Source organism: Acidovorax sp. NO-1 (assembly GCF_000238595.1).
Lineage (GTDB): Bacteria > Pseudomonadota > Gammaproteobacteria > Burkholderiales > Burkholderiaceae_C > Acidovorax.
Genome location: NZ_AGTS01000075.1, coordinates 141,430 through 155,665, shown reverse-complemented (window position 1 = coordinate 155,665; position 14,236 = coordinate 141,430). Strand labels below are relative to the sequence as shown.

Below are 14,236 nucleotides of genomic sequence, written 5' to 3'. Positions count from 1 at the left end.
TGGGTGGAGGGCCGTGCCGCCGCCGCGGTGTTACTGGGCCGGTGCTGCGGGCTTGCCGTCACCACCGCGCATGCCGCCACCCATGCCACCGTGGTGGGCTCCGTGGCCGTGACGGCCTTCACCGCCCTTCATGCCCGCCATGCGCTGCCCCCGGTGGGACTTGGCGTCAAAGGTTTTTTGCTGCTCGGGTGTCAGGGCCGCGTAGAAGGTCTTGGTGGCCTCGCCCCGGCGGTCGGCTTCGGCCGCGTGCTGCGCGCGCAGGGCCCGCATGCGGTCGATGCGCTCGGGGGTGGTGAGCTGCTCCATGCCCGAGCGGTCCAGGCGGGCGGCGCGCTCGCCGGGCTGCATGGATGCGGTGAAGGCGTTCCAGGCGGGTTCCTGCGCGGTGGTCAGCTTCAGGTCGCTCTTGAGGGCCGCCAGGTGCTTGGCGCGGTACTCAGCGCGATGTTCGGCGCGGTTGCCGTGGTGTTGGCCACCGGCCTTGTGGCCATGGTGGCGTTCACCAGCGTGGTGGAGGCGGCCGTCCTGGGCGGCGGCACCTGCCGTGGGGGCAGTGGTCATGGCGGGTGGTTGCTGCGCCAGTACGGGCAGGGCGAGAGCCGCCAGAACAGCGGTGGCGGCGAAACGGCGTGGAAGATGGAAAGCCATGGCGTGAGTCCTTTCACAGGGGTTGAACAGTCAACTCGCTGGAACGGTGGTTCCGGCGATTGGGGTTCAGTGTCTGCCCCGCATGTATCGCCGCGGTGCATGCGGGATGAGGCTGTGTAAAGTTGTGACAAGAACTTGGTTGCCAGGCCAGCCATTTTTAGAATGAAAATGGCCGTTAGCGCATGATGGATAAGCGCTGACAGCTATCAAAATTCTAGTGAATTGGTTCTCTTGACCGCCATCAAGCCTGTCGTGTGGCTGGGCGGTTGGAGCGGACCACCGACAATGGCGGGCTGGCGTCTGCAGGCTGCAGGTGCCCCACGCTTTCTCCCATTCCCGAACCCCCCGAAAAAGGTTTTCCGTGTTCAAGAACATGATCGTGTACCGCATTGCGCCGCAATGGCAGGTGGAACTGACGCAAGTGGAAGAGGCCCTGGCCAAGGCGCCCTTTCTGGAATGTGGTGCCACGCAGGAAAAGTCGCTCGGCTGGGTGCCGCCGCGCGGTGATGCGCATGGCCCGCTGGCCGAATCGGTGGGCGGGCAGTGGATCCTGCGCTTCATGGTCGAATCCAAAGTGCTGCCCGGCAGCGTGCTGGCGCGCCGCGTGAAGGAAAAGGCCGAACGCATCGAGCAGGAAACCGGCCGCAAGCCCGGCAAGAAGGAAAGCCGGGAGCTGAAAGACGAGGCCAAGCTCGACCTGCTGCCCATGGCCTTCACCAAGCAGGGCTCGATGTGGGTGTGGATCGACACCGCATCGCGCCTGCTGGTGCTGGACACTTCATCTCAAGGCCGTGCGGATGAAGTGGTGACCTTGCTCGTCGAGTCGCTGCCGGGCCTGTCGGTGTCGCTGATCAACACCCAGACCAGCCCGCAGGCTGCGATGTCGCACTGGCTCAAGGAACAGGAGCCGCCCGTGGGCTTCACGGTGGACCGCGAGTGCGAGCTCAAGAGCGCCAGCGAAGAAAAGGCCGTGGTGCGCTACGCCCGCCACCCGCTCGACATTGAGGAAGTGCAGGCGCACATCGACGCCGGCAAGCTGCCCACCAAGCTGGCCCTCACCTGGGATGACCGCGTGTCGTTCATGCTCACCGAGGGGCTTCAGATCAAGAAGGTGGCGTTCCTGGACACCGTGTTTGAAGGCACCAAGGCCGACGATGGTGGCTTTGACACCGATGTGGCCATTGCCACGGGCGAGCTGGTCAAGCTGATTCCCGACCTGATCGAGGCGCTGGGTGGCGAGGCCGAGAGCGGCGTGGCCAGTGCAGCGCAGGCGGTGGCCGCAGGCGCTGCGCTGCCCTCTGCGCCATCCGCGCCCGCGCGCAAGGCGGGGGGCGGTGGTGTGGTTACCGGTCCGCTCGAGGTGCCGGTAGATTCCGACCCGGAGTCAGCACCTTTCTGATGGCGGGGTGGAACCCGCTGGCGCGGGTGCTTCAGCGGCAGGCTTCATCGACCATGCCCGCGAGCGTGTGCACATAGGGGTCCTCGATGCCCAGCACACCGAATTGCGCCACCAGCTGATCGAGGTATTCGCGGTTGCTGCCAATGCGGCCGCAGGCACGCGCAATGATGGCGGCTGTTGCTTGCATCGACAGGTCGCCGCAGTGGTGTGGGTGGGCGGTGTTGGCCGTCAGCACCACGGCCTGCACTGTGCCCTGGGGGGTGTGCAGTGGCAGCAGTACCGGGCAGTAGCTGCCGTGGATCATTTCGCGGCGCCACAGCAGGCGCGATTCGGTTTCGACCAGCGCAGCGGGTATGCGAAACGCCAGGCCCTCGCACTGCCCGTTGTCACTTTGCAGGGTGAGCACCAGGCCGGGGCAATCGGGCGTGCCACGGCCAATGGTGGTGCTCAGCGCAAAGCGGCGCGCAAACCCTGGCAGGTTGGCCCTGCGCACCTCGTCAAAATGAAAGCCCGGGTTCCAGACCAGTGAGCCATAGGCAAACACCCACAGGTCCTCGTGCGCTGCCAGACCGGCCAGCACTGCGTGGCGCGAGCGTTCCACATCGCAGTCGGGCAGGCGCCAGTGGGCGGGCAGTCCCTGGCAGTGCGCCTGTGCGTCCCACTCGGCCAGCACCTCGTCGGTCAGGCGCAGGCCCGAGGCGTGGGGCGGCGTCACCCGGCCTTGCAGCTCGGGCAGGTGTATGAAAGGGTTGCTGGTCATGTCATGGCGCCGCTGGTGTCATTACTTTGGTGACAGGTCGAACACCAGCACCTCGGCTTGATCCCCGTCGTGGAGGGTCAATGCGGATTCCGCCTCCAGCAAGGCGCCATCGCCGCCAGCCAGCGGCACCCCGTTGACCTTGAGCGTGCCCCGGGCCAGGTGCACGTAGGCCAGGCGCTCGGGGTGGAGCGTGTGGGTGGCAGCCTCTTCGGTGCCATCGAACAGGCCGGCCCAGACGTTGGCATCGGCATTCATGCTGACTGAGCCCTCCAGCCCCTTGCGCGACGCAATGCGCACCAGACGCCCGCGGCGGTCGGCCGCAGAAAAATGTTTTTGCTCGTAGCTGGGGCGGATGCCGGTGAACAGCGGCTTGATCCAGATCTGCAGGAAGTGTGTGTCCTGGTCCGGCAGCGCATTGAACTCGCTGTGCTGTACGCCCCAGCCCGCGCTCATGCGCTGCACATCGCCGGGCCGCAGGATGCCGGTAGCAGGCGCGTCGCGCTTGTCACCGTCGGGCTCAGCGCCTGCCGGGCCTACGGGCTGGCGCTGGTGCGTTGGCAGATTGTCCTGGTGGGCCAGCGCGCCATCGAGTACATAGCTCACGATCTCCATGTCGCGGTGCCCATGCGTGCCAAAGCCCTTGCCGGGCGCCATGGTGTCGTCGTTGAGTACCAGCAGGTTGCCATGGCCCTGGTGGCGCAGGTCAAAGTAGGCGCCAAACGAAAAGCTGTGAGCGCTGTGCAGCCAGCCTGTGGAGGAGCGGCCCCGCTCGGAGGATGGGCGGACCGTGATCACGGCGGCGGCTCCCGCAGGGGCCTGGGTGCGGCCGCAGTAGTTGACCTCGCGGAGCTGACACAGACGCAGACGCGCGCGCAAGACCAAGCCTTCGGCGGGCGGGCGTGGTGGCGAGGTCTCGGGCGCAGTGTTTCAACCATGGACTGAACTTTAAATGGCGGTGAACCATGGATAAACAGGCGATGGATGAACTCACTGTTCTGGTGGTGCAATCAATGATGGGTGGCGCATGGGTGGCCCAGGCCACGGGTTGCTTCTCTGCCCGGCCAACAAAAGTGCATGGAACATGGGGGCCCTCGGGCCCGGCGCCTCACCGCCCCAGCAGCGAGCGCGCCACCAGCTCTTTCATGATCTCCGACGTGCCGCCATAAATGCGCAGCACGCGCGCATCGGTCCAGAAGCGCGAGATCGGGTACTCGGCCATGTAACCGTAGCCGCCAAAAAGCTGCAGGCAGGCGTCGGCCACGCGGCTGAACAGCTCGGTGGTGTGCAGCTTGAGCGCGCTCACCGCCTCGGGCGTGAGTTCGCCGCGCTGATAAGCCGCCACGCTCATGTTCAGGAAGGCTTCGGCGGCGGCGATGTCGCTGGCGCATTGCGCCAGCGTGAAACGCGTGTTCTGGAACTGGCCGATGGGCTGGCCGAAGGCCTGGCGCTCCTGCACGTATTGCAGCGTGGCATCGAGCGCGCCCTTGGCGCCGTGCACCGCCTGCACGCCGATGATGAGGCGCTCGCGCGGCAGTTCGCGCATCATCTGCACGAAGCCCTGGCCTTCCACGCCGCCGAGCAGGGCGTCTGCCGGCACGCGCATGTCGTTGAAGAACAGCTCGGAGGTGTCGCCCGCGTGCTGGCCGATTTTTTCGAGGTTCTGACCGCGCGTGAAGCCGGACGTGGCTGCGTCCACCAGGAACAGGCTCACGCCCTTGGCGCCCAGGGCCGGGTCGGTCTTGGCGGCGAGCACCAGCAGGTCGCAGTTCTGGCCGTTGCTGATGAAGATCTTGCTGCCGTTGATGACGTAGTGGTCGCCGTCGCTGTCACTTACCCGTCGCGCCGTGGTGCGGATGGCCTTGAGGTCGCTGCCCGCGCCGGGCTCGGTCATGCCGATGGCGGCAATCGCCTCGCCGCTGGCCATGCGCGGCAGCCAGTACTGGCGCTGCGCCTCGGTGCCGCAGTGCAGCAGGTAGGGCGGGATGATGTCGTTGTGCACCTGCAGCCCGCCGACAAAGCCGCCGTAACCCCGGCGCGAGAGCACCTCGACCACGGCGAACGAAAACGGCACGCTGGCCCCCGGGCCGCCATAGGCGTCGGGCACGTCGGCGCAGAGGTAGCCGTTCTCGCCCATCTTGCGCAGCAGTTCGCGCGGCACGCGGCCGGCCTTTTCCCAGGTGCGGTAATGGGGTTCGATCTCGGCGTCGCAGAAGCGCTCCAGCGACTCGGTGAACAGCTGCAGCTCGGTTTTTTCGTCGGCCGTGAGAAAGGTGTTGGGAAGCATGGTGCTATTGAAAGTAGAGCTGTCAGCGCTTGACCATCAAGCGCTGGAGGCCAAAATGACTCAAACCCGTTCAAAGATGGCGGCAATCCCTTGGCCGCCGCCGATGCACATGGTGACGAGCGCGTAGCGCCCGCCCGTGCGGTGCAGCTCGGCAATCGCCTTGGTGGTGATGATGGCACCCGTGGCACCCACGGGATGGCCGAGCGAAATGCCCGATCCGTTGGGGTTGACCTTGGCCGGGTCCAGGCCCAGCTCTTGCACCACGGCGCAGGCCTGGGCGGCGAAGGCCTCGTTGGCCTCGATCACGTCCATGTCCTGCACCTTCAGGCCCGTGCGCGCCAGCACCTTCTGCGTGGCCGGCACGGGGCCGATGCCCATGTAGGCCGGGTCCACGCCCGCGTGCGCGTAGCCCACCAGGCGGGCCAGGGGTTTGACGCCCAGGGCCTGCACGCGGTCGCCCGCCACCAGCACCACGGCGCTGGCGCCGTCGTTGATGCCCGAGGCGTTGCCTGCCGTCACTGTGCCACCGTCCTTCTTGAACGCGGGCTTCATGCCGGCCAGCACCTCGAGCGTGGTGGCGGCGCGCACATGCTCGTCTTCCTGGAACAGCACGGTGCCTTTGCGCGTGGCGATTTCGACGGGGACGATTTGGTCCTTGAAGTAGCCGGCGGCGATGGCAGCGGCGGCGCGGCGCTGGCTTTCCAGCGCCAGCTGGTCCTGCATTTCGCGGGAGATCTTGTAGCGCTCGGCCACGTTCTCGGCGGTGATGCCCATGTGCATCTTCTGCCAGGGGTCGTGCAGGATGCCGAGCATGTAGTCAATGCTCTTGGCGTCGCCCATGCGCGCGCCGTAGCGGGCCGCGGTGTCGAAATAGGGGCCGCGGCTCATGGACTCGGACCCGCCGCCCACAGCCACGTCGCAGTCGCCATAGCCGATGGCCTGCGCGGCCGAAATGATGGCCTGCAGGCCCGAGCCGCACAGGCGGTTGACGTTGAAGGCGGGCGTCTCGATGGGGCAGCCCGCGTCGATGGCGGCCACGCGGGCGAGGTACGCGTCCTTGGTGTCGGTGGGGATCACGTTGCCCATGACCACATGGCCCACGGCGTCGGGCGCCAGGCCCGAGCGGGCAATGGCGGTCTTGACGGCGGTGGTGGCGAGCTGGGTGTTGGGCACGTCCTTCAGGCTGCCGCCGAAGGTGCCGATGGCGGTGCGGGCGGTGCTGACGACGAAGACGTCACGGTGGGTCATGGGGAAGGCTCCAAAAGAAAGAAAAAGATTCAACGGCCCTGGAAAGCGGCGGGGCGCTTAGCGTGAAAGGCCTCGATACCCTCGGGCAGGTCGGCACTGCGCGCACAGGCCACGAAGGCCTCGGCCTCGGCGGCCAACTGGGTGGGCAGGTCGTGGTCGAAAGCGTTGCGCATCAGGCGGCGCATGTGGCCGTAGGCCAGGGTGGGGCCGCCAGCCAGGCGCTGGGCCAGCTTCTGCACGGCGGCATCGAGTGCGGCGGCGGGCACGACGCGGTTGACCAGGCCCAGGCGCTCGGCTTCGCTGGCGCTGTAGGTGTCGCCGAGCATTGCAATCTCCAGCGCGCGGCGCAGTCCCACCAGGCGCGGCAGGGCCCACGAGGCGCCCACATCGCAACTGGTGCCGAGGTTGATGTAGGCCAGGTTGAAGCGCGTACCCTCGGCGGCCAGCACGAAGTCGGCCTGCAGCATGAGCGAGAGGCCTGCGCCGGCGGCCACGCCGTGCACCTGGGCGATGACGGGGGCGTTCAGTTGCGCCAGCAGCGCCACGGCCTCGTTGAGCGGTTCCAGCAAGTCCTTGGCGCCCTGCACGGGGTCGGCACGCAGCGTGGCCAGGTCGCCCCCGGCCATGAAGCCCTTGCCCGCGCCGCACAGCACCACGCAGCGCACGCTGTCGTCCTGGGCCAAGGAGCGCACGGCGTCGCGCAAGGCGGTGGCCATGGGCACGTCGATGGCGTTGAGCGCGCCGGGGCGATTGAAACGCAGCGTGGCGATGGCGCCGTTGCGCTCCAGCAGCAGGGGCGGTGGCGTGGTCGCGGTCATATTTGCTCCTGAAACAAGAGCTGCCAGCGCTTGCTGGTAAAGCGCTGGAGCCCTGAAAACCCTTTAAATTCAGCGGTACAGCGCCTCGATCTCGGCGGCGTAGGTCTTGTAGATGCTGGAGCGCCGCACCTTCATGGTGGCGGTGACTTCGCCGTCGTCGTGGTCCAGTTCCTTAGGTAAAAGGTGGAACTTGCGGATCTGCGCCACCTGCGCCAGCCTGGCGTTGCCGGTGGCGATCTCGGCGTCGATGAGCTGGCGCACCTCGGGGGTTTCCACCAGCGAGCGGAAATGCGTGAACGGGATGCGCTGCGCTTCGGCCCATTTGCCTACGGTTTCATAGTCGAGCATCACCAGCGCACCGACGAACTTGCGCCCCTCGGCGACGATGACGCATTCCTTGATGTAGGGGCTGGCCTTCATCGTGTTCTCGATCTCGGACGGCGTGAGGTTCTTGCCGCCGGCCGTGATCATGATGTCCTTGAGGCGGTCCACGATCTTGATCTGGCCGTCTTGCAGGCGCACCACGTCGCCGGTGTGCAGCCAGCCGTTGACAATGCTTTGCGCCGTGGCCTCGAGGTTCTTGTAGTAGCCCGCGAACACCATCTCGCCCTTGATCTGGAACTCGCCGCCCATGTCGTCGTCGCTGCCCTTGGCGATGCGCCACTCCACGCCACTGGTGGGCACGCCCACGGTGCCGACCCGCACATCGTCGAGCCTGTGGCCGGTGACCATGCCGGTCGATTCGGTCAGGCCATAGACCTCGACCAGCGGCACGCCGAGCACGCGGAAGAAGCGCACCACGTCCGGCGGAATGGGCGCCGCGCCCGTGAGCGCCACTTTCGCCTCGCGCAGGCCGATGAAGTTCTGCAGCGCGCGGAACACCAGCCAGTAGCTGGCGGTGAAGGTGAACATGTCGCCGATGCTCCATTGCGCACGGGGCTTTTCGGCCAGCGGCTGGCAGGCGGCGTAGGCCTTGCGGAACAGCGCGCGGCGCAGGCCGCCGGTTTCCTGCAGCTTGATGCTGATGGCGGCGTGCATCTTCTCCCAGATGCGCGGCACGCCCAGGAACATGGTGGGTGCCACCTCGCGCAGGTCTTCCTGCACGGTGCGTATGGATTCGCCGAAGTTGACCTGCGAGCCGACGTAGACCGGCACGAAGGTGGTGAGCATCTGCTCGGCCACGTGGCACAGAGGCAGGTAGGACAGATGGGTGGTGTCCTGCGAGAGCTGGAGCCGGTCCACGATGCCGGGCACCACGCCACGGATGTTGCGGTAGGACACCATCGCGCCCTTGGGTTTGCCCGTCGACCCCGAGGTGTAGATCATCAGCCCGATGTCGTCCAGCCGCTGGCGGGCCAGCGCGGCCTCCACGTCCTGCAGCTTGCCGCTTTGCGCGCCCAGTTGCTCCACCTCGCCGAAGGGGATGATGAGGTCGCGCACCCCGGGCGCAAAGCTGCGCAGGCCCTTGGTTTCCATGACCACGATCTTCTTCAGGCGCGGCAGATCGTCCAGGGCTTCGAGCACCTTGTCGGTCTGCTCCTGGTCCTCGCAGACGATGATCTCGATGTCGGCATGGCCCACCACGTAGGCCACTTCCGAAGAGGGGCTGGTGGGATACACGCCGACGGTGACGGCGCCCACCAGGCCCGCACCCATCTGCGTGAGCACCCATTCGATGCGGTTCTCGGAAATCACGCCGACATGGCCGCCATCGGGCAGGCCCAGGGCGCGCAGGCCCAGGCCGAAGTGGCAGGCACGCTCGAAATACTGCGCCCAGGTGAAGGGCTTCCAGATGCCGAAGTCTTTTTGCCGGATGGCGACACGCTGCGCATCCTGGCGTGCGCGTTCGCGCAGCATCTGGGGCAGGGTGAGTTCGGGGAGATTCAACATATCAATGATCCATTGCGCATCGCGAACCCATAGCCGTCAAAACTGGCGCTGCAAAAGCCAGGGCCGCCGTGCAAGGGCCGCCCCGCCGCACGGGCGGCGTCCCTCTTCCCGCATCGCGCAGCGAGGCGAGAGAAGGGGGAAGGCGCGAAGCGCCACAGGGGGTTGTTCGCGCTCACGACAACCAGCGCTTTCTACGCTTGTAGTGCTTGATGTCTTTGAAGCTCTTGGCTTCGCCGCCGCCGCCCATGCCGAGATAGAACTCGCGCACGTCGGGGTCGCCCGCCAGGCGTTCGGCGCTGCCGTCGATGACGATCTTGCCGTTCTCCATGATGTAGCCGCTGTGCGCCACGGCCAGGGCCACAGTGGCGTTCTGCTCCACCAGCAACATGCTGGTACCACGCTCGGCGTTGATGCGCGCGATGATGGTGAAGATGTCTTCGACCAGCTTGGGAGAGAGGCCCAGCGAGGGTTCGTCGAGCAGGATGAGCTGCGGCTGGGCGATGAGCGCGCGGCCGATGGCCAGCATCTGCTGTTCGCCGCCTGACAGGTACCCGGCCAGGCCCCTGCGGCGCTCGTGCAGCCTCGGGAAGTAGGTATAGACAAGGTCGAAGTCGGGCTTGGGCGCTCCATGCTTCGTGTGCTTGCGGCCGGTGAGCGCGTAGGTGGCGGCGACCAGGTTTTCCTCGACCGTGAGGTCTTCAAACACCCGGCGCCCTTCCATCACATGCGAGAGTCCGCTGCGCACCAGCTGCTGCGGCGCCAGCGCGGCCGTGCTCTGGCCGTTGAAGAGGATGCTGCCGCTCTCCAGCGTGCCATCCTCCAGCGCGAGCAGGCCCGACACGGCCTTGAGCGTGGTGGACTTGCCCGCGCCGTTGCTGCCCAGCAGCGCCACGATCTGGCCGCGGGGCACGGCCAGCGACAGGCCGCGCAGGGCCTGCACGACCTTGTTGTAGATGACCTCGATGTTGTTGACTTCGAGGACGTGGTCCGTGGCTTTCTGGGTCATGGCAACAGCAGTATCAGAGCTTGATCCAGTCGGAGGCGGCCACCATTTTTTGTGCCTTCATGTCCGCGCGGTAGACGCGGCCCACGGGGATGGAATTGCCCCGGATGGTGATTGGCACACCGAACAGGCCGCCGGTGTCGAAGTCCTTGATGGAGTTGAGCGCGGCCTTGAGGTTGGCGCCCGTCATCGGCTTGTTGGCGTCGAGGCAGCGCTTGGCCGATTCGAGGAACAGCATGGCGGCGACGAAGCCCTGGATATAGGCCGTGCTCTGGTATTCCGGGCGCATGGCGCGGATTTTTTCCAGCATGGGCGCTTTGTCGGTGTCGTAGTAGTAGCGGAAGGGCATCACGCCCATGAAGCCGTCGCCGTCCGGACCCATCTTCATGACGGTGGAGCTGTCCATGGTCCAGAAGGTGCCCATCCATTTGCTGGTCATGCCCTGCTGCTTGCCCTGGGTGATGAACTCGGGGATGGGCGCGAGGATGTAGCCGTGGAAGATGGTGTAGTCGGGCGCGGCACGGCGCAGCTTGATGACCTCGCCCGAGACGTCCACGCTGCCGGGGGGCGTCATGATTTTCACGACCACGTTCAGGCCGAGCTTCTTGGCCTCGGCCTCGCTCTCGTCGATGGGGTCGCGGCCGAATTCGGAGTCGGAATAGACGAAGGCCACCTTGGCACCGGGCTTTTCCTTGGCGATGTGCTTGAGCAGGATGCCGAACATCTCGGTGTAGTCCGGGCCCACCAGGAACTGGTTGGGGTATTTCTGCGGGTTGTTCAGCTCGGTGGCAAACGAGGCGCCGGCCATCAGGATGTTGCCGTTGCGGTCCAGCTCGGGGTTGATGGTTTTGGAGAAACCCGTGGAGTCGCCGTAGTAGAGGTTGACCTTGTTCTGGCTGGTGATCTTCTTGAACGCAGCCACGGACACATCGACCTTGTAGCCGGTGTCTTCGGGCACGTACTTGACCTTGCGGCCCTTGATGCCGCCCGCGTCGTTGACGATCTTCACGTAGTCCTGGATGCCGGCGTTGATGCCCACGCCCGCGAAGGCGAAGACGCCCGTCATGGGGATGGAGCCGCCGATGACGATGTCTTCGGCGCCCTGCGCGAGCACGGACAGCGGGTGCATGAGCGTGGCGGCGCCTGCGGCGGCGGCGCCCAGCATCAGGCTGCGGCGCTGGGGGGAAATGCGTTGGTGGTCCATGCGTGTCTCCTTCGGTGGTTGGTGTGGTGGCAGGAAAGCGGGGTGTGGCCTGGAACAGGTTCTTAGTTGCGGAAGGGCCACAGGTGGAAGAAGCGGCGGATGCGCCGCCACACTTCGGCCAGGCCATGCGGCTCGAACACCAGAAAGCCGATGATCAAGAGGCCGAAGATGATGGTGCGCACAGGTGACAGGAACACCGTGTATTCGGTGCTGTTGGGCAGCAGGTCGAACACCAGCTTGAGCAGCTCGGGCACCATGGTCATGAACACCGCGCCCAGGATGCCGCCGAGGATGCTGCCCATGCCGCCGACGATGATGGCCGCGAGGAAGAAGATGGACATGAGCAGCGGAAAGCTCTCGGGCGTGACCACGCGGAAGAAGTAGGCCCACAGGCCCCCGGCCACACCGGCATAGAACGACGACAGGCCGAACGACAGCAGCTTGTAGCGCAGCAGCGGAATGCCCAGCACCTCGGCCGAGATGTCGCGGTCGCGGATAGCGATGAAGGCACGGCCGATGCGCGTGCGGAACAGGTTGGCCGCGCCCAGCAGCATGAGAATGGTGACGGGCACGATCAGCCAGTAGAGGCGAAACGAGGTGTCGAGCGGCATGCCGAACAGGCTGGCCGGTGGCACGCTCAGGCCACCCGTGCCGCCGGTGAACTTCAGGTTGGCAAACAGGAAGTGCGCGATGAACGAGGCCGCTATGGTGGCAATCGCCAGGTACAGGCCCTTCACGCGCAGCGAAGGCACGCCCACGACGATGCCGCCGAGCATGGCCACCACGCCGCCTGCCAGGATGTTGAGCAGGAAGGGCGTGCCCACCTTGGCCTGCAGGATGGCCACGGTGTAGGCGCCCAGGCCCATGAAGGCGGCCTGTCCCAGGCTCACCAGCCCGGTGTAGCCCGTGAGGATGTTGAGCCCTGTGGCGCTGGCCACATTGATGCTGACCAGGCAGGCGAGGTAGAGCCAGTAGTCGCTGGCCATGAAGGGGAACAGCACCAGCAGGGCGGCAGCCACGGCCAGCCACGCCTTTTGCGTGCGCGAGTCGAACAGCGCCGCGTCGGCGATGTAGGTTTCCTTGAGGGTTCCGATGCGCATCAGAGTCTTTCGATTTCGTGCGTGCCGAACAGGCCGTAGGGGCGCACCATGAGGATGCCGACCAGCACGATGAAGGTGGCGAGCAGCTTGTATTCCCCGCCCAGGTAGGCGCCGGCCAGGGCTTCGACCAGGCCGATGCACAGGCCGCCGATGAGCGCGCCGAGCACGCTGTCGAGCCCGCCGACGATCACCACCACCAGCACCGACAGGCCGAACACGCCCATGCTGGACGAGATGCCGCCGATCGAGCCGACGATGATCCCGGAGATGGCAGCCAGCATGGCGGAGGCCACCCAGGACAGCGAAAACACGCGCGGCACGTTGATGCCGACCGAATACGCGGCGGCCTGGTCGCTGGCCGTGGCACGCAGCGCCACACCGCCGCGCCAGAAGCGGAACACCAGCAGCACGGCGGCGATGAACACCACCGCAATCACCGCGCCCCAGAACACCTTGGGCGCCAGAAAGGCGTCGCCCACCATGATGGGCTGCGTGGGCATGAAGTCGGGCAGGCGGCGCTGGTCGGCGCTCCAGATCATCTCGACCAGACCCACCAGCACCGAGGCCAGGCCCACGGTGACCATGAACACCGAGATGGGTGGCTCGCCCAGCAGCGGCCGGATCATGGTGCGCTCGATCACCGCGCCCAGCAGCCCGGTGCCGAGCACCGCAGCCGGAACGGCCATCCACAGCGGCAGCGCCATCATGGAGGAAAAGGTGAAGAACAGGTAGGCGCCCACCATGAGCATTTCGCCAATGGCGATGTTCACCACGCGCGTGGCCTTGTAGACCATCACGAAGGCCAGTGCCGCCAGGGCGTAGAGGCCGCCGCTGGCAATGCCCGTGAGGCTGATTTCAAACAGATAGGCCCAATCCATCATGCGGCTCCTTGCGCGGTGGGGGCGCTGGCGGCCCCGGCCTGCAGCTTGCGGCGCAGATCGCCTACGTCGCCCGAGCCGAGGTAGGCGCGGTTGACTTCAGGGTCGGCCTGCACCACGGCGGGCGTGCCCTGCGCGATGACCTGGCCGAAGTTCAGCACCACCACATGGTCGGACAGGTCCATCACCATGCCCATGTCGTGCTCCACCATCAGCACCGTCACGCCCCATTCGGCGCGCACGTCGAGGATGAAGCGCGCCATGTCTTCGGTCTCTTCGCGGTTCATGCCGGCCACGGGCTCGTCGAGCATCAAAATTTCGGGTTGCATGGCCAGGGCGCGCGCCATCTCCACGCGCTTTTGCAGGCCGTAGGGCAGGGCCGCAACGCTGGCGTGGCGGATGTGGTCGATTTCCAGGAAGTCGATGATGCGTTCCTCGATGTCGCGGCGCAGCTCGGCTTCTTCCTTGCGGGCGCGGCCCAGGTAGAACAGCGCATCGAACACATTGGCCTTGAGGTGCGCGTGGCGGCCGAGCTTGATGTTGTCGAGCACCGTCATGCCGCGAAACAGCGCAATGTTCTGAAAACTCCGGCCCAGGCCCATGCGGGCGCGCTGCGGCGCGGGGATGCGCGTGATGTCCTGGCCCTTGAACCGGATGCTGCCCTGTGCGGGCCGGTAGAAGCCCGAGATGGTGTTGAACAGCGAGGTCTTGCCGGCGCCGTTGGGCCCGATCACGGCGGTGATGGAGCCCGGCTGCACGGCAAAGCCCACATCGGTGAGTGCCTTGACGCCACCAAACGCCAGCGTGACCCCCTCAACCTGGAGCAGGGGCGGTGGCGGTGCAGAAGAAGGGCCGGAACGGTGGGTTTCCATGGGCTTTCAATGCGGGTTTGTTCTGAGCGGAAAATCCAGGCAGACGCTGCCGAAGTTCCCTACTTGTGCGTAAACTGTTTACTCACGAGTAGATTCTGGAAGCCACCCCCCGTATTCGGCATCCGTACTTTC

Annotated in this window: 13 protein-coding genes; 1 reads left to right on the top strand and 12 read right to left on the bottom strand. The window is 66.1% G+C overall.

The window, feature by feature from the left end:
- Nucleotides 1–30 precede the first annotated feature (30 nt).
- On the bottom strand, nucleotides 31–648 hold the full coding sequence (locus KYG_RS09540) for a Spy/CpxP family protein refolding chaperone (RefSeq protein WP_008904678.1): 618 nt from the start codon (nucleotides 646–648) through the stop codon (nucleotides 31–33).
- A 361-nt stretch (nucleotides 649–1,009) separates the two neighbouring features.
- Between KYG_RS09540 and KYG_RS09535 the strand changes: the two genes are divergently transcribed.
- The gene (locus KYG_RS09535; RefSeq protein ID WP_008904677.1) at nucleotides 1,010–2,047 is read left to right on the top strand and encodes a recombination-associated protein RdgC; all 1,038 of its coding nucleotides are present in this window, start codon (nucleotides 1,010–1,012) and stop codon (nucleotides 2,045–2,047) included.
- Nucleotides 2,048–2,078: 31 nt separating this feature from the next.
- On the opposite strand, the gene KYG_RS09530 is transcribed toward KYG_RS09535, so the two are convergent.
- From KYG_RS09530 to KYG_RS09480, 11 genes are all read right to left on the bottom strand, one after another.
- Nucleotides 2,079–2,807, bottom strand: coding sequence for a gamma-glutamylcyclotransferase (locus KYG_RS09530; protein WP_008904676.1), 729 nt, complete (start codon nucleotides 2,805–2,807; stop codon nucleotides 2,079–2,081).
- Nucleotides 2,808–2,828: 21 nt separating this feature from the next.
- Nucleotides 2,829–3,602 carry a pirin family protein gene (locus KYG_RS09525; protein ID WP_034693937.1) on the bottom strand — a complete coding sequence of 258 codons (774 nt, stop codon included), beginning with the start codon at nucleotides 3,600–3,602 and terminating at the stop codon, nucleotides 2,829–2,831.
- A gap of 310 nt (nucleotides 3,603–3,912) precedes the next feature.
- Complete coding sequence (locus KYG_RS09520; RefSeq protein WP_008904674.1) at nucleotides 3,913–5,091, bottom strand: acyl-CoA dehydrogenase family protein; 1,179 nt, start codon at nucleotides 5,089–5,091, stop codon at nucleotides 3,913–3,915.
- A gap of 60 nt (nucleotides 5,092–5,151) precedes the next feature.
- Nucleotides 5,152–6,339: an acetyl-CoA C-acyltransferase family protein gene (locus KYG_RS09515; protein WP_008904673.1), complete on the bottom strand. Its 1,188-nt coding sequence runs from the start codon at nucleotides 6,337–6,339 to the stop codon at nucleotides 5,152–5,154.
- A 29-nt stretch (nucleotides 6,340–6,368) separates the two neighbouring features.
- Nucleotides 6,369–7,157: an enoyl-CoA hydratase/isomerase family protein gene (locus tag KYG_RS09510; RefSeq protein WP_008904672.1), complete on the bottom strand. Its 789-nt coding sequence runs from the start codon at nucleotides 7,155–7,157 to the stop codon at nucleotides 6,369–6,371.
- Nucleotides 7,158–7,226: 69 nt separating this feature from the next.
- On the bottom strand, nucleotides 7,227–9,047 hold the full coding sequence (locus KYG_RS09505) for a long-chain fatty acid--CoA ligase (protein WP_008904671.1): 1,821 nt from the start codon (nucleotides 9,045–9,047) through the stop codon (nucleotides 7,227–7,229).
- Nucleotides 9,048–9,219: 172 nt separating this feature from the next.
- The gene (locus KYG_RS09500) at nucleotides 9,220–10,053 is read right to left on the bottom strand and encodes an ABC transporter ATP-binding protein (protein ID WP_008904670.1); all 834 of its coding nucleotides are present in this window, start codon (nucleotides 10,051–10,053) and stop codon (nucleotides 9,220–9,222) included.
- Nucleotides 10,054–10,066: 13 nt separating this feature from the next.
- Nucleotides 10,067–11,254: an ABC transporter substrate-binding protein gene (locus tag KYG_RS09495; protein WP_008904669.1), complete on the bottom strand. Its 1,188-nt coding sequence runs from the start codon at nucleotides 11,252–11,254 to the stop codon at nucleotides 10,067–10,069.
- Between the two features lie 62 nt (nucleotides 11,255–11,316).
- Nucleotides 11,317–12,354: a branched-chain amino acid ABC transporter permease gene (locus KYG_RS09490; protein ID WP_008904668.1), complete on the bottom strand. Its 1,038-nt coding sequence runs from the start codon at nucleotides 12,352–12,354 to the stop codon at nucleotides 11,317–11,319.
- Nucleotides 12,354–13,232 (bottom strand): branched-chain amino acid ABC transporter permease, encoded by an 879-nt coding sequence (locus KYG_RS09485; RefSeq protein ID WP_008904667.1) that lies wholly within the window; start codon nucleotides 13,230–13,232, stop codon nucleotides 12,354–12,356. Before KYG_RS09485 ends, KYG_RS09490 begins: the two co-directional genes overlap by 1 nt.
- Entirely contained in the window at nucleotides 13,232–14,104 is an 873-nt protein-coding gene (locus KYG_RS09480; RefSeq protein ID WP_008904666.1) for an ABC transporter ATP-binding protein, read from the bottom strand. Before KYG_RS09480 ends, KYG_RS09485 begins: the two co-directional genes overlap by 1 nt.
- Nucleotides 14,105–14,236: the final 132 nt, after the last annotated feature.